The organism is Candidatus Poriferisocius sp. (genome assembly GCF_965204015.1).
Lineage (GTDB): Bacteria > Actinomycetota > Acidimicrobiia > Acidimicrobiales > Bin134 > Poriferisocius.
The window spans coordinates 525,919-543,180 of the sequence record NZ_OZ241965.1; the positions used below are offsets into that span (position 1 = coordinate 525,919).

20 protein-coding genes and 1 tRNA gene are annotated in these 17,262 nt (G+C 64.2%); 10 read left to right on the plus strand and 11 right to left on the minus strand.

What is annotated here, in order from left to right:
* Positions 1-9: 9 nt before the first annotated feature.
* The 3 genes from ACOGJC_RS02445 to ACOGJC_RS02455 all read left to right on the plus strand — a co-directional run bounded on the left by ACOGJC_RS02445 (position 10) and on the right by ACOGJC_RS02455 (position 3,951).
* A complete protein-coding gene (locus ACOGJC_RS02445; protein ID WP_419846928.1) occupies positions 10-1,056 on the plus strand; it encodes an ABC transporter ATP-binding protein in 1,047 nt (348 codons plus the stop codon).
* A 99-nt stretch (positions 1,057-1,155) separates the two neighbouring features.
* Positions 1,156-2,754 (plus strand): ABC transporter permease, encoded by a 1,599-nt coding sequence (locus ACOGJC_RS02450; protein WP_419846929.1) that lies wholly within the window; start codon positions 1,156-1,158, stop codon positions 2,752-2,754.
* 27 nt (positions 2,755-2,781) lie between these two features.
* On the plus strand, positions 2,782-3,951 hold the full coding sequence (locus ACOGJC_RS02455) for an epoxide hydrolase family protein (RefSeq protein WP_419846930.1): 1,170 nt from the start codon (positions 2,782-2,784) through the stop codon (positions 3,949-3,951).
* Between the two features lie 27 nt (positions 3,952-3,978).
* On the opposite strand, the gene ACOGJC_RS02460 is transcribed toward ACOGJC_RS02455, so the two are convergent.
* The 5 genes from ACOGJC_RS02460 to ACOGJC_RS02480 all read right to left on the minus strand — a co-directional run bounded on the left by ACOGJC_RS02460 (position 3,979) and on the right by ACOGJC_RS02480 (position 7,164).
* The gene (locus ACOGJC_RS02460) at positions 3,979-4,341 is read right to left on the minus strand and encodes a carboxymuconolactone decarboxylase family protein (RefSeq protein ID WP_419846931.1); all 363 of its coding nucleotides are present in this window, start codon (positions 4,339-4,341) and stop codon (positions 3,979-3,981) included.
* Positions 4,342-4,362: 21 nt separating this feature from the next.
* A complete protein-coding gene (locus ACOGJC_RS02465) occupies positions 4,363-4,548 on the minus strand; it encodes a carboxymuconolactone decarboxylase family protein (RefSeq protein WP_419846932.1) in 186 nt (61 codons plus the stop codon).
* A gap of 91 nt (positions 4,549-4,639) precedes the next feature.
* Positions 4,640-6,157 carry a choline-sulfatase gene (betC, locus tag ACOGJC_RS02470; protein ID WP_419846933.1) on the minus strand — a complete coding sequence of 506 codons (1,518 nt, stop codon included), beginning with the start codon at positions 6,155-6,157 and terminating at the stop codon, positions 4,640-4,642.
* Between the two features lie 44 nt (positions 6,158-6,201).
* Positions 6,202-7,086 carry a DMT family transporter gene (locus ACOGJC_RS02475; protein ID WP_419846934.1) on the minus strand — a complete coding sequence of 295 codons (885 nt, stop codon included), beginning with the start codon at positions 7,084-7,086 and terminating at the stop codon, positions 6,202-6,204.
* A 4-nt stretch (positions 7,087-7,090) separates the two neighbouring features.
* Positions 7,091-7,164, minus strand: a tRNA-Val gene (locus ACOGJC_RS02480).
* Between the two features lie 50 nt (positions 7,165-7,214).
* On the opposite strand from ACOGJC_RS02480, the gene ACOGJC_RS02485 reads away from it, so the two are divergent.
* The gene (locus tag ACOGJC_RS02485; RefSeq protein WP_419846935.1) at positions 7,215-8,582 is read left to right on the plus strand and encodes a protoporphyrinogen/coproporphyrinogen oxidase; all 1,368 of its coding nucleotides are present in this window, start codon (positions 7,215-7,217) and stop codon (positions 8,580-8,582) included.
* A gap of 47 nt (positions 8,583-8,629) precedes the next feature.
* Here ACOGJC_RS02485 and ACOGJC_RS02490 read toward each other — a convergent pair whose 3' ends face one another.
* From ACOGJC_RS02490 to ACOGJC_RS02500, 3 genes are all read right to left on the minus strand, one after another.
* Complete coding sequence (locus tag ACOGJC_RS02490) at positions 8,630-9,397, minus strand: hypothetical protein (protein WP_419846936.1); 768 nt, start codon at positions 9,395-9,397, stop codon at positions 8,630-8,632.
* Between the two features lie 147 nt (positions 9,398-9,544).
* Complete coding sequence (locus tag ACOGJC_RS02495) at positions 9,545-10,759, minus strand: cation:proton antiporter (RefSeq protein ID WP_419846937.1); 1,215 nt, start codon at positions 10,757-10,759, stop codon at positions 9,545-9,547.
* A 3-nt stretch (positions 10,760-10,762) separates the two neighbouring features.
* On the minus strand, positions 10,763-11,251 hold the full coding sequence (locus tag ACOGJC_RS02500) for a cation:proton antiporter regulatory subunit (protein WP_419846938.1): 489 nt from the start codon (positions 11,249-11,251) through the stop codon (positions 10,763-10,765).
* 171 nt (positions 11,252-11,422) lie between these two features.
* Between ACOGJC_RS02500 and ACOGJC_RS02505 the strand changes: the two genes are divergently transcribed.
* Both ACOGJC_RS02505 and ACOGJC_RS02510 read left to right on the plus strand, forming a co-directional pair.
* A complete protein-coding gene (locus tag ACOGJC_RS02505; protein ID WP_419846939.1) occupies positions 11,423-11,698 on the plus strand; it encodes a hypothetical protein in 276 nt (91 codons plus the stop codon).
* Complete coding sequence (locus ACOGJC_RS02510; RefSeq protein WP_419846940.1) at positions 11,698-11,985, plus strand: hypothetical protein; 288 nt, start codon at positions 11,698-11,700, stop codon at positions 11,983-11,985. The genes ACOGJC_RS02505 and ACOGJC_RS02510 overlap by 1 nt, the downstream gene beginning before the upstream one ends.
* A 40-nt stretch (positions 11,986-12,025) precedes the next feature.
* On the opposite strand, the gene ACOGJC_RS02515 is transcribed toward ACOGJC_RS02510, so the two are convergent.
* Together ACOGJC_RS02515 and ACOGJC_RS02520 are read right to left on the minus strand one after the other, a co-directional pair.
* Positions 12,026-12,763, minus strand: coding sequence for a maleylpyruvate isomerase family mycothiol-dependent enzyme (locus tag ACOGJC_RS02515; protein WP_419846941.1), 738 nt, complete (start codon positions 12,761-12,763; stop codon positions 12,026-12,028).
* 58 nt (positions 12,764-12,821) lie between these two features.
* A complete protein-coding gene (locus ACOGJC_RS02520) occupies positions 12,822-13,070 on the minus strand; it encodes a CBU_0592 family membrane protein (protein WP_419846942.1) in 249 nt (82 codons plus the stop codon).
* A gap of 143 nt (positions 13,071-13,213) precedes the next feature.
* Here ACOGJC_RS02520 and ACOGJC_RS02525 point away from each other — a divergent pair, with 143 nt between their 5' ends.
* From ACOGJC_RS02525 to ACOGJC_RS02540, 4 genes are all read left to right on the plus strand, one after another.
* On the plus strand, positions 13,214-13,345 hold the full coding sequence (locus ACOGJC_RS02525) for a hypothetical protein (protein WP_419846943.1): 132 nt from the start codon (positions 13,214-13,216) through the stop codon (positions 13,343-13,345).
* 479 nt (positions 13,346-13,824) lie between these two features.
* Positions 13,825-14,931 (plus strand): hypothetical protein, encoded by a 1,107-nt coding sequence (locus ACOGJC_RS02530; RefSeq protein WP_419846944.1) that lies wholly within the window; start codon positions 13,825-13,827, stop codon positions 14,929-14,931.
* A gap of 77 nt (positions 14,932-15,008) precedes the next feature.
* Positions 15,009-15,497 (plus strand): hypothetical protein, encoded by a 489-nt coding sequence (locus ACOGJC_RS02535; protein ID WP_419846945.1) that lies wholly within the window; start codon positions 15,009-15,011, stop codon positions 15,495-15,497.
* A 114-nt stretch (positions 15,498-15,611) separates the two neighbouring features.
* A complete protein-coding gene (locus tag ACOGJC_RS02540; RefSeq protein ID WP_419848182.1) occupies positions 15,612-16,553 on the plus strand; it encodes a DUF6226 family protein in 942 nt (313 codons plus the stop codon).
* 77 nt (positions 16,554-16,630) lie between these two features.
* Here ACOGJC_RS02540 and ACOGJC_RS02545 read toward each other — a convergent pair whose 3' ends face one another.
* On the minus strand, positions 16,631-16,984 hold the full coding sequence (locus ACOGJC_RS02545; RefSeq protein WP_419846946.1) for a hypothetical protein: 354 nt from the start codon (positions 16,982-16,984) through the stop codon (positions 16,631-16,633).
* Positions 16,985-17,262 lie beyond the last annotated feature (278 nt).

Below are 17,262 nucleotides of genomic sequence, written 5' to 3' on the forward strand. Positions count from 1 at the left end.
GTCGGCCAAGTGTCAGTCGCCGATTCCGCTGCTCCGCTGCTGTCCGTCGAGGGCGTGTACAAGTCTTTCGGCGCCACCCAGGTGCTGGTCGACTTCAATCTGACGCTGCATGCCGGCGAGATGCTCTCGCTCTTGGGACCGAGCGGGTGCGGAAAGACCACGCTGCTGCGGCTCATCGCCGGCTTGGAGCAAGCCGATCAGGGCAAGGTAGTGCTGGACGGGAATCCGGTGGATGGCCACCGCTCCTGGATCCGGCCTGAGGATCGTCAGGTGGGCATGGTGTTCCAAGACTGGGCGCTGTTCCCCCACCTAGATGTGGCCGGCAATGTGGGCTACGGGGTCCCCCGACGTCAGCGAATCGCAGAGGTGGCCAAAACGCTGGAGTTGGTGAACTTGCCGGGAATGCAGGAACGCGCCCCCGACACCCTCTCGGGCGGCCAGCAGCAGCGGGTGGCGCTGGCCCGGGCCATCGCCCCCAAGCCCAAAGTGCTCTTGCTGGACGAGCCCTTCTCCAATCTGGACGCCGCTCTGCGGCGCGAGGTTCGCACCGAGGTGCGCGAGTTGCTGCGCGATGCCGACATGACCGCGGTGTTCGTGACCCACGACCGAGAAGAGGCATTGGTGCTGGGCGATCGGGTGGCGGTGATGGATGAGGGCCGCATCGTGCAGTCCGGATCGCCGTCTGAGGTCTACCACCACCCGGCCACACCCTGGGTGGCGGCGTTCGTGGGCGCGGTGTCGATGTACCCCGCGGAGGCTGCGGGCGCCACAGCCGAGACCGATTTCGGGACTGTTCCCCTCCTCGAACCTCGTCAGGGCCCGGTTGAGGTGGCGGTGAGGCCCGAGGACGTGGACTTGCGTGCGGTCGAGGGCGAGGGTGCCACCCACACCGTGGAGAACTTCGAGTTCCAGGGTGCTGATGCCGTGGTTACCGTGGCCAACCCCGATGGAATCCGTCTCCGCGTGCGAGTCAGCGGCACGCAGAGCTTCTCCTCCGGGGACCGGGTCGCCCCCTCCTACATCGGCCCGCCTGCGGTGGCTTTCGCCCGCGGCTGATCCCAACCATCAATCGACGGCAGCAAACTCCAGACTGCTTCGCAATAGGTGTAAAGCAAGCTTTACCTTTCTGGGCTCCTGTGGATAAAGTCGCTCTTTGTGCGGTCGCCGACAATCCATTCCCCGGCACTGCTGAAGGTCGTCGCCATCGTGGTGACCGTGGGATTCGCCTTTCCCGCCGGCTACTTGGTGTGGCGCAACTTCACTTTCCACAGCGATCCGCTGGGCGTGCTGTTCTCCCAGCGTACCCAGGGACCGTTGCTGCGCACACTGCGACTGGCCGTGCTGGTCTCGGCGTCCACCGCGGTATTCGGCACCGCTCTGGCCTGGTTGACCACCCGGTGCGACGTCCCGCTCAAGCGCATGTGGCAGGCACTGCTGCCCCTTCCGCTGGTGTTCCCCACGTTCATCGGCGCCGCGGCATTGATCCGGACCCTCAACCCCGGTGGTCTGCTGTCCGACTGGCTGGACAACCTGGGTCTGGTGTGGGACGTGGAGATACGGGGCCTATTCGGCGCGTGGCTGGCGCTCACGCTGTTCACCTACCCCTATGTGTACCTGCCCGTTGCCGCCCGGCTTCGGCGCCTGCCCGGGTCGGCCGAGGAGACCGCTCGATTGCTGGGCGACAGCCCGCTAACCGTCATCCGCAGAGTGGTGCTGCCTCAAACGGCGACTGCCATCAGCGCCGGCACCCTGCTGGTGTTCCTCTACGCCATCAGCGACTTCGGCGCGGTGCAACTCATGCGCTACGACACGCTGAGTCGGGCCATCTACACCACTCGGCTCAACAATCAACCAGTGTCGATGGCCCTCAGCGTGATCCTGCTGGTGCTGGCAGCGGTGGTGGTGCTGGTTGAGCGGGGCGCAACTCGGCGCTATGAGCACGCCGCCCCTGTGCGGTCGAGAAGCCCGGTGATCTATCGCCTGGGGCGGGCAAAGCCCCTCGCGGTGGCGTTCCTGGTCGGTGCGGTGGCGCTGGCCCTGTTGGGGCCAATGGCATCGCTGGCCGACTGGACCATCGACGGCATCAGGCTGGAAGCCTCCGGTGGACGGGACCTATTAGTGGGGTGGCAGGACGTGTGGTCGCCCACTTGGAACACCGCCTACGGCAGCATCTTGGCGGCGGTGGTCTCAGTGGCCGTGGTGCTGCCCGCCGCCTATCTGGTGGTGCGCCACCGGTCCCGGGTCGGCACGGTGGCCAACGCGGTCATCGTGTCGGCATTCGCACTTCCTGGGATCCTCATCGGGCTGGCGCTGTTGTTCTGGACGCTGAAAACCGACGCGGGCAGCTACCTTCGCAACACCCTGGTATTGCTGGTGTTCGCCTACATGGTGCGCTTCGGAGGCCAGACCATGCGCACCTCCCAAGTGGCGGTGGCCGCAGTGTCGACCCGGCTGACCGACGCGGCCCGCACCCTGGGAGCCAGATGGGTGCGCCGCTTCCGGTCGCTGGAGCTGCCGCTCATGGCCCCCGGGCTGTTGGCCGGAGGCGGGCTGGTGATGCTGTCGGTGATGAAGGAGCTGCCCATCACCCTGCTCATCGCCCCGTTCGACTTCCCCACCCTCACCACCAAGGCGTTCAACAGCATCGAGGAGGCATTCGTGGCCGAGGCCGGCATCTGGTCGGGCGTGCTCGTGGTGCTGTCGGCCGTGCTCACCTGGATCTTCGTCGTCCGCCGCGCGGATCATTTCGATTAGGCGAGCCTGACGTGACACGCTGCGGGAATGAGCATCGAGCCGTTTGAGATCGACGTCCCCCAAGCCGACCTAGACGACCTGCACCGGCGTCTGGCCATGACCCGGTGGCCCGACTCTGTGCGGCCCGGTTGGGAAGACGGGGGCGACGTGGTCTACATGCGGGAGCTCTGCGAGTACTGGGCCGACGGCTACGACTGGCGGGCCCGGGAGGCCTACCTCAACGCCTTTCCCCAGTTCACCGCAGCTGCGGCCGGCGAGCGAGTGCACTTCTACCATGTGCGCTCGCCGGAGCCCGACGCGCTGCCCATGGTGATGATCCACGGGTACATGGGCTCGGTGGTGGAGTTTCGGGAGATGGTGGGCCCGCTTTCCGATCCGGCCGCCCATGGCGGCGATCCGGCCGACGCCTTCCACATCGTGGTCCCGTCGCTGCCCGGCTACGGCTTCTCCGGTCCCACCACCAACCCCGGTGTGGACATGCACCGCTGTGCCGACGCCATCGCCGGGGTCATGGAGCAACTGGGGTATGAGCGCTACATCGTGCAGGGTGGCGACTGGGGGGCGCTGGTCACTCGGCGAATGGCCGAGGCCTACGGCGACCGGCTCATCGCCGCCCACTTCAACATGCTCTTCGCCCAGCCCACCGCTGAGGAAGCCGCGGATCAGGCCAAGATGATGGAAGGGGTAACCGAGGCAGAGCAGGCGGCCATGGCCCGGTCGCTGGAGGTGATCACCGGGGGCACCGGCTACATGGCCATGCTGAGCACCAAGCCCCAAACACTGGCCATGGCCCACAACGACTCCCCCGCCGGTCTAGCCGCGTGGTTCATCGAGAAGTACCAGCACTGGTGTGATCTGGACGACGGCGACCTGGAGAGCGTGTTCACCAAAGACCAGCTGCTCGACAATGTGATGCTGTATTGGATTACCGGCACCGCGGCGTCATCCGGGCGGCTGTATCTGGAGTCGGCCCGGGCCGGGACCTCGGCGGTAGATGCCTGGGCCGGCCAGGTCACCGTGCCCACCGGCCACGCCGTCTACCCCCGAGAGCTGCTGCAAACGCCGCGGGCGTGGGCCGAGCGCCGCTACAACATCGTCCACTGGGCCGTGCAGCCCAAAGGCGGCCACTTCGCCCCTTTCGAGCAGCCCAAACTGTTCACCGAAGACTTGCGGGCCTTCGGCCGCTTGTTTCGCTGACGCGCCGCCGGTCGGCGGCAGATGGGGCTAGGCGAATCGGGCGGAGCGCATGGCCAGGATGTCGTCCTCGCCCTGGCCGTTGCCCTCCATCGCTTCGAGGGCCTCTTCGGGGCCCTTCATGCGCAGCGGACACGAGACCGAAACGTCCATCACCTGGTTGATGCGTCCGAAGGCGATCCAGCAGCCGATGGACAGCGTCATGTCCACCATCAGCTCGTCGCCGTAGTGCCCGACCATGCGGTCCATGAACGCTTGGTCTATGGCCAGGTGGTCGGTGGCGTACTTCTCGCAGTACTCCAGAGCGTCCCGCTCGGCCTCGCTGTAGCCGTCGTATTCGTCCCGATTGCCGACGTGGAGGTAGTCGTCTTCGGTGAGATCATGTTGCGCCAACGACGCAACCCGGGTGTCCAGTCAAACCACGCAGTGGTTGATCTGGGCGATCCTCATCCGCAGCAGCTCCCGCAGCCGCACCGAGAGCTTGCTCTTGTTGTACACCGCCGCACTGAACGCCGATGCCGGAGCAGTGAGCTCCGGGCACATCATCCACAACCGATGGAGCTCCTCCGCGGGGCCATCGGGGATCTTGATACGGGCCATGCCTCCTCCTTGGCTGGGGTGGCCCCACAGTACCGCCCTCATCGCTCCTGTTCATGCTTGGCTTGGTGCTCGACCAGCAGACTCACAAGGTTCAGTCAAGTTCGGGGTAGCGGCTGCGGGAGCCGGCCTCGGCCCAGTCCATGTGGTCGCGCACGTATTGGTTGGCCGCGTCTTGGACCGGCGAGTAGTCCCATGAGATGCGGCTGTCGTCGCCCGTGGCGGCATGCACCAGCCGCCGGGCCCGCTGGGAAGCCAGCACACGCTCCCTAATGGCCTCGCTGTCCCAGCGCTGGGCTGTTTCGGCAGCGAATCTCGCGGCCAGCTCTGCATGGTCGGGATCGTCGGCCAGGTTGGTGAGCTCTTGCGGGTCGGCGTCCACGTCGTAGAGCAGGGCGGGGTCGGTGTCGCAATGGATGTACTTGTTGCGGCCCCGGCGGATCATGAACATGGGGTGGGAGGTCATCTCCGCGGTGTACTCGGCGAGGGCCCCATCACCGGGGTCGCTCCCCCCGGCGGCCACATTCCACAGGCTCCGCCCAGCCAGAGGGACCGCCGGCTCGACCGGAGTCCGGCCCCCGGCGGCGATGTCCAGCAGGGTGGGCGCCAGGTCGAGCAGTGAGCAGGCGTTGGGGACCGTGGTATTGGCTACCCCAGGACCGGCCATGATGAACGGCACTCGCAGTGACCGCTCGAAGAAGCTCATCTTGAACCACAGCCCCCGCTCCCCCAGCATGTCGCCGTGGTCGCTGGTGAAGATCACCACCGTGTTGTCGAGTTCTCCGATCTCCTCCAGCGCTCGGACCATCCGCCCCAGCCACGCATCGATGTAGCTGGTGTTGGCGTAGTAGCCGTGGCGGGCGTTACGGCACTGCTCCTCGGTGTAGCCGACGGTGTCGGCCTCGATGCCCCGGCGGATCCGTTGGCTGTGGGGATCGAGTGATTCGAAATCCACCGGCTCGGGCAGGTCGATGGCGTCGTGGTCGTAGTGGTCCCACCACTCGGGGCGGGCCACATAGGGATCGTGGGGGTGGATGAACGCCGCCGTGAGGAAGAACGGCCGGTCGTCGTTGTCGCGGGCCAAGTCGTAGAGCTTGCGGATGGCCGCAAACCCCACCTCCTCGTCGTAGTCGAGCTGGTAGGTGGCCAGGGCCTGGCCAGCCTCCGCCAGGCTGTCCATGCTGTGGTACCACTTGTCGATCCGCTGGTGGGGATTGGTCCAATCGGGGGTCCAGGCGAAGTCAGAGGGGTAAATCTCGGTGTTGAGCCGCTCACCGAACCCGTGGTGCTGGTCGGGCCCGATGAAGTGCATCTTTCCAGCCAGCACCGTGCGGTATCCGGCCAAATTGAGGTAGTGGGCCAGCGTGGGGATCGACGCCGGGAACTCAGCCGCGTTGTCCCACGCCCCGATGGCCGACGCCAACTGCCCCGACATCATCGAGAACCGCGACGGCGCACACAGCGGAAAATTGCAGTACGCCGCGTCGAACCGAGCTCCCCGCTCAGCCAAGGCATCCATCGCCGGTGTTTTAACCAAAGGATGGTCATAGGCACCAGTGAAATGCGGCGCCAACTGATCAGCCATCACCACCAAGATGTTCGGCTTGGCCATAGCCCGCGACGCTACTTCCCACACCCCCTCTGGGGATAGAGCCTCTAGTGGGCTGTGGCGGCTCGGGGGCGGGTGGTGGCGATGGTGCCGTAGCAGACGCCTATGAGGACGATGACCGCGCCGACGGCGGCGACCGGGCGGGGCAGTTCGTTGAAGAACGCGGCGGCCCATATCGTGCCGGCCACGGTCTCAATTGGGGTGAACAGGGCCACGTCGGCCACCGGGGCAAAGCGAGGGGCGTTGGACAGCGCCAGCCGGCCGAAGGGGTTGAACGCCAGGCCCATGGCGGCGATCGACAGGTAGGCCCGAACGTCGAGCGAGAGCGGCGATGCCCAGTACACCAGGGCCAACACCGTCATCACGCCGCCAATGGACAATCCCACCAGCCGGCTCATGTCGGGATACCGGCGCCACATGGTCAAGCTCACCGCAAGGCTCATTATGACCACGATGCCCAAGAGGTCGCCGGTAAGGGTGGGCTCCCCCACCGAACTGGACACAATTGCCCCGATGCCCGCCATGGTGATTGCGATGGCGATGGCCATCGTCCGGCTGATGCGCTCCCTCAGCCATATCCAGGCGCACACCGCGGACATCAACGGCACTGCGGCCACGATGGCCACCACGTTGGCCACTCGGGTCTGGGTGACGGCAATGACGAAGCAGAGTTGGCTGCCCCCGGTAAGCGCCCCGATGACTAGTTGCTGCCATGGGTGGCGGCGGAACGCCTCCAGCGGCCAGCAGCGGTCCACCCGATGGCTCAACCCGGTGTAGAGGGGCACGGAACAACAGGCCACCCAGAACGCCACATCAATGCCGTCGGCCTCCGAGAGCCGGATCCACAGCGAGTCGGTGGACAACAACAGCATCCCCACCCCGGCGAGCAGCCAGCCCAGCCGCCGTCGATCACTGGACTGGGCGACATCCATTCGGTGGGCCGTAAGGGACTCGAACCCCTGACCCCCTGCGCGTCATGCAGGTGCTCTAGCCAACTGAGCTAACGGCCCGGAATGTGCCAGGCTAGCAGCATCAGTAGCGAGTACGGGGAGCCGCTCGGATGAGCACGAGGCGGGTCGTCATTGTCGGCGGGGGGTTCGCGGGGCTCAGCGCGGCCTACACGCTGAAGAAGCGGGGCATCACTCCCCTCCTGCTCGAGGCTTCCGAGCGCGCGGGCGGACGCGGCAAAGGCGAGAGAGTCGAAGGGTTCTCCCTGGACATGGGGGCATTCGTCTTCACCACCACCTATGACACGGCCTTCCGCATCTGCGAGGAGCTGGGCCTCCCGCTCGTGGAGTCGACGATGATCTTCGGCCACTACCGCAATGGGAAGTGGGTCACCACGACGCCCGACCAATCGCTCCTGAATTTCATTCGGCAGCTGCCTGCCGCCTTGGCCATGGGCTTCCTCTCCCCCTCAGGTCTGCGGGCCGGCTCCAAGGTGATGCGACAGCTGTATCGCCAGGAGGAATACCTGAGTTTCGCCAGCGACAGCCGCCTCGCCGAGATCGACGACGACGAGACCTACGGCGACTACCTCAATCGACACAAGGTGCCCGAGAAGCTGAAGATCTCCCTCAGCGGCCCCCTGAAAATGGTGTTGGGCGACGCCGGGCCCGCAGGCCAAGCGCTGATGCGGGCCTATATCGGAGAAACGATGCTCAGCGGCGGCAAGGTGTACATGCCCGAGCGCGGCATCGGCTCGTTCAATACCGCGCTGGCCGACGCCTGCTCCGATGCGATACGGGTGTCGAGCCCCGTCCGGAGAATCACCGTGGCCGACGGCGCGGCGACCGGCGTCGTGGTAGACGGCGAGACCATCGAGGCCGACGCGGTGATCTGCGCCGTGCCCGGCACGCAAGTCTCTGGCCTCATCCCCGAGCTGCCCGAAGAAACCCGCCGCGCCCTCAGCACCGTTGACTACTCAACCGGCTGCCGGATGGTGATAGGCCTCGACCGCCGCCCGCTCCCTGCGGGCTGGCACGGCGCGCTCTACCCAGAGGACGACAACACCCCGCTGCTAATGGACCGGACCACCTTCCTGCCCGCCTGCGCGCCTCCAGGCCACAGCATCCTCGACCTGCTCATCGGCCTCGACCGGGCCAAAGAGCTCATCCCGCAAGACGACGAAGAGATAAAGCGCCAAATGCTGGGCGCCGCCCGCCGCAACGCCCCTCCCGGCTCCGCTCTGCCCGGCGACGACGAGGGCCTCTTCTTCCGCGTGTACCGCTGGGAGGAGGCCTTGTGCATGGGCAAACCCGGAATGCTCGCCGAGATGGCCAAGATTCCGGGGCAACTTGCCGGGCGCATCGACAACCTCTACTTGGCCGGCGACTACATGGCCATCCCCTCAGTAAACGGCGCCCTCTCCAGCGGCCACCACGCCGCCACCCAAGCCGCAGACGCGCTGGGATCCCCCGCCAACTAAGCAAGGCGACCCACCCACCCCCTGCTATAACGCGGAAGCCCTCAGTACTACGTTCCGACCTCGATCCAGAGCTGGCAGTGGTCACTGCTGCCCCATTCTTCGGGAGAGTTCATTGCCCGCACGGTGACTTCCTCGTGGAAACCGCGGGAGACGAACACGTAGTCGAGTTGGTTCTCAGCAGTCTCCGGGGACTTGCGGACCGTGTGATAGGTGGGGACGTTCTTGGTGTTCGGCTCCAGGCCATGGGGCGTGGGGCTTGCCTGTCTTCCACCGGGATACTGGGGACCCAGGAACTCCAGACCGAGGGCGGCCATTCTGTCGAACACGGTGCCGTCCCGAGCTGCCAGCGCCAGCCGGTTGTCTTCGGTAGCGCCATAGAACATGTTCAGATCACCCGCGGCCAGAATGCGGTGCGTGCTCGGGTCGGTGCTGCCAATGAACGCCGACAAGTCCGACAGGATCCTGTGCGCTGATCCGTCAGAATGCCCGACGCCCCACTTCGTGTCGGTTGACGAGTGCGGCATTACCCAGCGCGCGTACATGGAAACGACGATGAACGGCTCGGCGCCCTGGGGGTTGACCCGGGCAGCAGCAATTGTGCTCACGTCGCTGACCGGAATCTCGTCTGCCTCGGGTCTCATCATCGGACTGACTGGCTTGAACCACTCGACCTCAACCCGATCCGACAGCTTCACCACCATCGGCCATCGGTCGTATAGATCACCAGGCCGGTCTACCTTGTCGATTTCAACCTGGCTGGCAACGTCTTCTGGAACCTGACCAGCCTCCTGAAGCAGAGCGACGTCTGCTCCCATTGCTACAAGCTCACGCCACGGCGCATGACGCTTGGCGATGTTCCAGCAGACAATCTTCGTCGTCAACCCAACCCCCGAACTATGAAACCGCCAAGAGGGTAGTTCGCCACTTGCGTTCCTCGGACTAGGTGGCCGGTGCGTTGGTCCTCAGCGGCGCCTGCGAACTCCTTGCACCAGGCGAGATGTCCGCTCCCACCGGGAGCGGTGGTGCCTGGTTGGGACTCGGAGGGTTAGGGAGTCGGAGAACTGGTAGAACACGGCGCCGACCAGGGTGAGGATGATGACGTAGGTGGCGGCCAGTGCGCCGAGGTCGCTCTCGCGGGTGATGCCGAGCTCGGCGATGACGATCGAGAACTCCCCGTGGGCGATGAGGGCGGCCCCGGTACGGACCCGGCCGGGTTTGCCGATGCTGGCTCGACCTGCGGCGATCCATCCGGTGGCGAACTTGGTGGCGATGGTGACGGCGGCGATGACGACCGCGGCCACGGCGACATCGGGGACGAGGTCGAGGTCCACTTGCAGGCCGAAGAACACGAAGAAAACCGCGGCAAAGAGGTTGCGGAGCGGCAACAGCAGCCCGCGGGCATGCGAGACGATGTCACCCGACAGTGCGACGCCCACCACGAAGGCGCCCACCGCCGTAGACAGGTTGAGGCGTCCGGCGATGCCAGCGAAGAGCAGGGTGCCGCCGAGCAGGGTCAACAACAGCGCCTCGCTGGATTGGCTCAACGCCATGGCACTCAGCCGGTCGCCGAAGAAGTAGGCAGCCGCGAGCACCGCAATGACCACGAGCAGGGAGACGATAACGGTGACGGTGGTGCTGAGCAGCGAGCCGCCGAAGAGCACGCCCGACACGATGGGCAAGTAGATCACCATGGCCAGGTCTTCGATGACGAGCACGCTGAGGATCACCGACGTCTCGTGGTTGCCGATGCGGTCGAGGTCGGCGACGAGCTTCGCCACGATGCCCGACGAGGAGATATAGGTCACGCCACCGAGCAGGACGGCGACGATCGGGTCGAACCCCAGCAGCAGTCCAGCCACGAAACCGGGCGGGAAATTCAGGGCGATGTCGACGATCCCGGCCAGCGTTGACCGTCGCACGTTGTCGATCAGCTCGTGGGCGGAGAACTCGAGTCCCAGCATCAGCAGCATCAAGATGACGCCGATCTCGGCGCCCACCTCGATGAACTCCTCCGACGCGGGCAACTCGACGAGACCGCCCTCGCCGAGGGCAAATCCCACCAGCAGGTACAGCGGAAGCGCGGGCAGGCCGATCCTTCGGGCCAGGCGGGCGACGATGGCCAAGACCAGCACCACCGCCCCGAGCTCGATCACAAACAGATCGCCGCCCGTGTGCATGGGCTAGCCCGATTCGTTCAGCAGCTTGGTGGCCGCCTTCACGGCGGTCGGAACGCCGACGACCACTGCCGTACCGCCGGGTTCGAGACGGTCGGCACCGCCCGGGATGGGGATGGACCCCGAGTCGGTGACGAGCGCTACAACGCCCGCCCCGGTTTTCGCTCTCAGCTCGGCCTCGGCCAGGGTGAGCCCGGCCAGAGACGACTTCGGGTCGATAGTGATCCACGAGATCACAAGGTCCTCCAGGCGATGCACTGCGTCGTCGAGATGCTCCAGCACCGGGTTACCGCCCAGCAGCTCACCGAGGGTGTGCCCCTCGTCCTCGGTCAACACGACGCTCTCGCAGGCGCGGTCAACGTCCCGCTCGTCATAGACCACCAGATCGCGCCGCCCGGTCTGATGAACGACCACGCCGACACAGCGGCCCGCGTTCGTCTCCAGTTCGAAGCGCACCCCCACACCGGGCAAATCAGTCTCAGTCGCCTTCCCCACCGAACTCTCCTCCCAGTCGTGGACAAGCCCGCAGCAACAGCAATCTTGGCAGAACAGCGCCACCAAAGGGGCCGATCAGCTCACGGTGGTCATCATCGCCTCACTGTCACACCCTCACAGTAGAGTGCCCTCCACTATCGGCCAGTAGCGGCCCCACCCAACCCATTGTCAATGTTTGTTGACATCAACCCGATGGACCGTTACCTTGAATTGGCCGCTATCGCACCAAGCGCCCGCAAACACGGCATCAGCGACGAAGACATGACCCACGCTCTAAAGCACTACCTGTTTCCGATCGCTACAGATGACCCTGAAGTAATCATCTATGTCGGACCATCCAGAACCGCTGAACCATTGGAAATCGGTGTTCTGGATGATGACGACGGCCTTGCGGTGATACATGCGATGCCCGCCCGGCTGAAACTCTTGAAAGGAGTGTGGAACTGATGGGCAGTCAAGAAGAACGGTGGGCCGAGAAGCTGGCTGCTCTTGAGAAATGGGCGGAGGAGGTCGATCCCGCTGATCTGGAGATCATTGACTCCTCATCGCTGAAACTGGTGGGAAGGCTCGCTGACCAACGCGACGAAACCGCGAGAGAACTGGCACAAGCAGTTGCCTCCGCACGAAAGGACGGCTGGTCTTGGGCGATGATCGGCTTCATGCTCGGCGTCACCCGCCAAGCAGCCCAGCAGAGGTACGGCGCTCACGTCGCTGAACTGGCACAATCGCAATAGACCGCCAGCGCCGACGGCAAGATCGACGGCTCCAGTGGCCTCAACCGATGCGGTTGACCAACTTCTCGACGCCGTCTCCGCTCAATTCGGGGAGTGCGATAGGCCGGTTGGTGACCACCAACAAGATCGCCTCTGCCGGTCCCGACACCAACTCCCCGTCACCGGCCGACCAGTCCATATCAGTGGCCTCGAATCGAAGGCCTTCGGTGCGCTTCCTGGGCACGAAGCCGAAGGCACGGCCGCCGGAACAGAAATCGAGTGCGGCTCGCAGACCCTCAGGGTTCAGCGTTGCTGAAAGGCCGAGCGGCCGCTCGATATCGCGGGTGTGGACAAGGGCATCGGTCAACGGCGCGATGGGGCCGATAATCGGCGGGGCAATCTGCTTGCTGGCCAGTTGGCGGTACTCTGCGAGAAGTTGGCCGGGGTCTTGCGAGCCGTAGTCGCGCGCCACGACCGCGGCGTAGGCGTCGAAGCTCCTGGCCCGAAACGACCGCCACAAGAAACGGCCAGCTGAGATATCCAAGATACTGACGAGGTGCCCAACCACATCGCGCACCCGCCACTTCTCACACAACGACTGCACGTTCCACTGCTCGTCGCCCAGTCCCTCAAGAGCGCCGATCAAACGCTGGCGCTGCTCTCCAACAGCCTCAAACAAAGCCGCCCTCTCCATCGCTGAACCATACAGAAAGGCTTGGAGCACGGGATTGGATTTGAACCCGTCGATGCCGTGGCGCAGACCGAGCGCGAACGAGGTCAACAACAGCCCAGGTGTCATGAGCAGATTCGGGGCACATGCCCGCCTAGTGGCGGATCGACCACCCGGGCGCTCAGGCTTACGGGGATGCTCCCGCCCGTCGCCAGCCCGCAAGCGCGGACAAGGCCACGGCCAGCCACGCTCCTTCGAGGATCACAAACGGCACGAAGCCGATCATCGCCGAGGCGAGGCAGGCCAGCGCAGCCCCGATCGCATTCATTCCCTGATAGATCGCCGAATTCGCGGCGAGAGTCCCCTTGAGGTTGAGGGCGAACGCGACAAGAAGAAGGGAGACTCCCACCGTCGCGATAGCTGTTTCAGGATCCATGCACGTCACCTCCGTTCAAATAGGCGCACTCGGTCGGCAAAAAGGCCGGGCGACAGTTCATCGACTAGCCAGAGCCGCGGTCAGGATCGTAAGACGCCAGCGCTCCACGCGCCCGTTTTGTCGCCGCAGCCACGCCAGCCGTCGTGCAGTCGCAGGAACAAGCCACCGGGGAGGTCGCCGAGCACGACCCCGTCGTAGCCGGCTTCAGGGCAGAGTGGTTCGGACACATAGAGCTCACCGCGCATTGCCGCCGTGACCCCGCCGCTCGCGACTAGCGCGTAGTCCTTCCCGAGAACCCGTCCTAGCCGCTGCGGTTGGCCAACATCTCACCGCCGTCGCCGCTCAATTCGGGTAGTGCGATTGTCCGGTTGGTGACCGCCAACAAGATCGCCTCCGCTCATAAGGTGATGTCTGAATATTGAGCGCTATCAGGCACCGAGTCGATGCAGTTACCAACTGAACCTGAATATCCCCCCCATCGGTCACCTCGATGACTGTGGGTTGGGTGCGTTGGGCTTTGGCGATCCTGATGGCCGTCGTGGTGCTGTCAACAGGGTGTGGCAGAGGCAGCTCTGAGCGCCTGGAAACGACAGGCCAGAGCGAGGTTTCGCCACAGGCTTCTGTCGAGCCTGACACGCCTCAAGGCGAACCTGAATCGACCAGCGTCGCGCCGCGACCGGAGGAAACCGCTGTTCCGCCGGTATCGACTCCTCGGTCCGTTGAGGGGCTTGTTCTGTGCGAAGACGTTCCCGAGTTGGGGTCTCGCGTCGAGGGCAATCTCGGCAGCGGCTTGAACGTCGATGACGACGCGATGGACGTGGTCCTCGATTATCGGCGAGAGCACCAGGAGAGCCATGGGGGACTGTGGATCGACCGGGACAACGGCGGTGCGATTGTATTGGCGGTCACCGACGATCCTGAGATGCATCGCCAGGAGCTTCAAGACCGTCTGGCGGGACTGGATGCGGTCTTCGATGTGATCCAGGTCGAGTTCACCACGGCTGAGCTCGCTGAAGTCCGGGAAATTCTGACTTCATTCATGGGACCGGAATTCGGCCTCTTGGTCATGGGGACCTCAGGGTCCCAGAACCGAGTCAGCCTGGAATTCTACGACCCGCCTGAAGGTGCGCTGAAGATGTTCGCAGAGCTTGTGGATCCACGCACGGTCTGCGTCACCATCACCCGTTCCCCCGAGCTCCCCGACGGGCCGCTCGCGCTTATTCCCGATCTCGAGGCAGAAGACCCGTTGGTCACCTGCGCCGGCATTCCGCCCGTTCCCTTCTCGAAACTCAGCAATCCAGTGCCGATCGACGATGTCGACCATCCCGCAGTGGAAGCACTGCGCACGCTCGTGCAACAGCGCAGTGTGTGGGAGTTGCCCGATGGGGATTGGCAGGTGATCAACATCGACGAAGACCACGCAACGTTTGCAGTAACCGCCTCAGAGGGTTTCGGCACCGCGAGATTCGAGCGCACCTCACGAGACAACTGGGTAATCGTCGGATCGGGTACCGGCCCTCCATGCGAGCCGGTGGTTGTGCTGCCTGAAGGGCTGAACCGGGTGGCCATCCGCCTCGACCGCAACTCGCCTCCCAATCCGGAAGATGCCGCGATTCACGTCTTAGTCACCGAGGAGAGTTGCGCCAGCGGGCGAGAGATGGGCGATGCGCTGCTCGGCCCCCAAGTGATCGAAACCGACGAAGCCGTCCTAGTCGCGTTCGCCGCCGTCAGCCCCATCGGCCCAGCCGAATGCCCCGGCAACCCATCCACACCGGTCACCATCCAGCTATCCCAGCCCCTAGGCCAGCGAACCCTCTACGACGGCCTCCACGTCCCTCCGAAACCCCTAACTATGGAATAAGGGCTGGTCATCGGATCCAGAATTCTTCGGATGATGTCCCACCCAACTGCTGCACGGTTGCAGCTACTTTGAGTTGCGTGCGTTGGCTGCTCGCTGGGTTGTTGGTCATCGCCGCCGCTGGTTGCGGCAGCGCCACCAAGACTGCCCACCAGCCTGACCCCACTCCCCCGCGCGCCATCGCAGCGACCCCCACCCCGACGGCGTCATCTTCACCGACGGCAACCCAAACAGTGATCCTCGAAACGCCATCAGGGCTGGCTTGTTACACGGACGAAGTCGCCCACAACCTGTACGAATACGGCCACGGATTCAGCTCAGAGGACGACATCGAAGGTTTCCTAACGTTAGAAGAGGCCGTGTCTGACTGGTGGGACGACAGACCCGACGTGTTCAGGAACCAAGAAAACCCGCTAACGCAATCCCCGATGGGTCAGTCAACGGTCGCTTTCCGCGACGAACATGGCAACGCCCAACTGCTTCTTTACGGCGAACAAGCAAGCAACGGCGTATGGAACATCGCCAGCGCCGAATTCTGCTGGACCCCATCCAATTACATCCCTCGCTAACCGCCGGCCCGCAGCAATAGCCAGGCAAGTTCGCCGCACTGAAATCCTTGTGCGGGCTGATTCGTGCGAGGTCATGATGGTGCAGTGCGTTCTGTGGAGGAGCTTGTGGCTGCGGTGGATGCCGCATTCGTCGAGACGGGACGCGGGCTGGACGGGTGGCCCGATCCCCACCCTGATCGCATGCCCCTGGAAGAGGAGTATTCACGGGTTACGAACCCGCAAAGGTGGAGAATCTTGGCCGCCCGAGCCGAGGCCTGGTTCGCGGCTATGGCCGCAGCGGGTGTAGCCGAGATAGAAGAAACCGCCGTAACTTGGCGGGAGCAGCCGAGAATCCCTGTGGACCACACCTTCCGAGCCGTACCCCTGGCCTCGGGCGCAATCCCGCTCGTGGTCGCTTGGAACCGCATCGAAGAGGTGGACTGGCCTGCTGTCGTGCTAGGTGTCGGCAACCCCGCCGAAGTTGTGACCATTGTCCCCGACTGCGCGTGCGACGCCTGCGACTCCGGGTCCCAGGACGCCCTTAACGAACTCGACGAATACGTGCTCGGCGTAGTGACCGGCTCATATCGCAGACTCCGGCGAGGCAGGCGGGAGATCACCGTCTTCTCGAAGGACCATAGGAGCTGGTCGGGCTTCGAAAGGCGTCGATTGAAACTCTGGAAATTGCTACCAGGCCGGTTTGTGGGGGTCCCGACTGCCGCCACCCCGGAAATGATCGCCACCGGCTACTACACCACCAAGGCAAGCGACTTCCAGAGCAAGCCCAAATGGCTCCGCGCCCTTGTCAAAGCCATCGCCGACAAGCTGGTCAACGACGGCAGCAGCCCAAAGAGGCTCCGCCGCAAAAGGAGCCGCCGCAGGAAGGTTGCCAAGAAGGTGGAACAGGTCTTGGCGAATCCAAAAAGATGGCACCAACTTCAAGGCTCACCCTGGCTCAACGACAACCAGGAGCATGGAGGCGAAGTGATTGAGGGTATTGCCGAACTACCTGATCTCATCGAGGGCCCGAGCTTGACCGAAGTGCTCGCAGAGGTGAGAGACGAAGAGCGCTACTAGATGCCACAGCTACCCTGAGCTATGCGTGAACCAATACGACTTGATCGGTAGGTGCCGAGACCGACCAAGAGTAGGAGCTAGGAGTCTCGCCCGCCCTCGTCCACAGGAGGACTCTCGTGTGCCGCGTCCGTATCGCGGATGGCGTCGAGCAACTCCCGGTGCCGCAGCTCATCGACTTCCTGCTTGAGTTGTAATCGGCGGAACAATCGGAACGGAATCAGAATTACGCCCCAGACCACGTACCACAACATCACCCCGATCCATGTCACAGAAATCACCAGCACCACCACCACAGGGGCCACCGGCACAGCCCAACGTCGCTTGGGCATTCCCCCGTAAACGGCCGGGATTATGCGTTTGGCCGAACCCTCGAAGCTCAACGGGGATTCCATGATGACCTGCTCAGAAGGCAAGCGCTCCTGACTGCCCATGCCTCCAGGCTAGAGCACCAAAGCCAGCATGACCGGACCCCGTTTTTTGGTCCGCCTGACTCCCACAAACCGGGACCAACAAACAGGTGACAAATCACCTGGACAAAAAACGGGGTCCGGTCACACAGACTTGTGGCACGAGTACGGCTCAAGAGCCGGGCTGTCCTACCAAGAGTTCAAGCGGCACTTCGATGGCTTGGAAGTGGGCACGGCGCTAACGCTGGCCCAGCAACGACCATTCACGAGGAGTGTGCCTCTCCAAGACCTGCGGGCCAAGC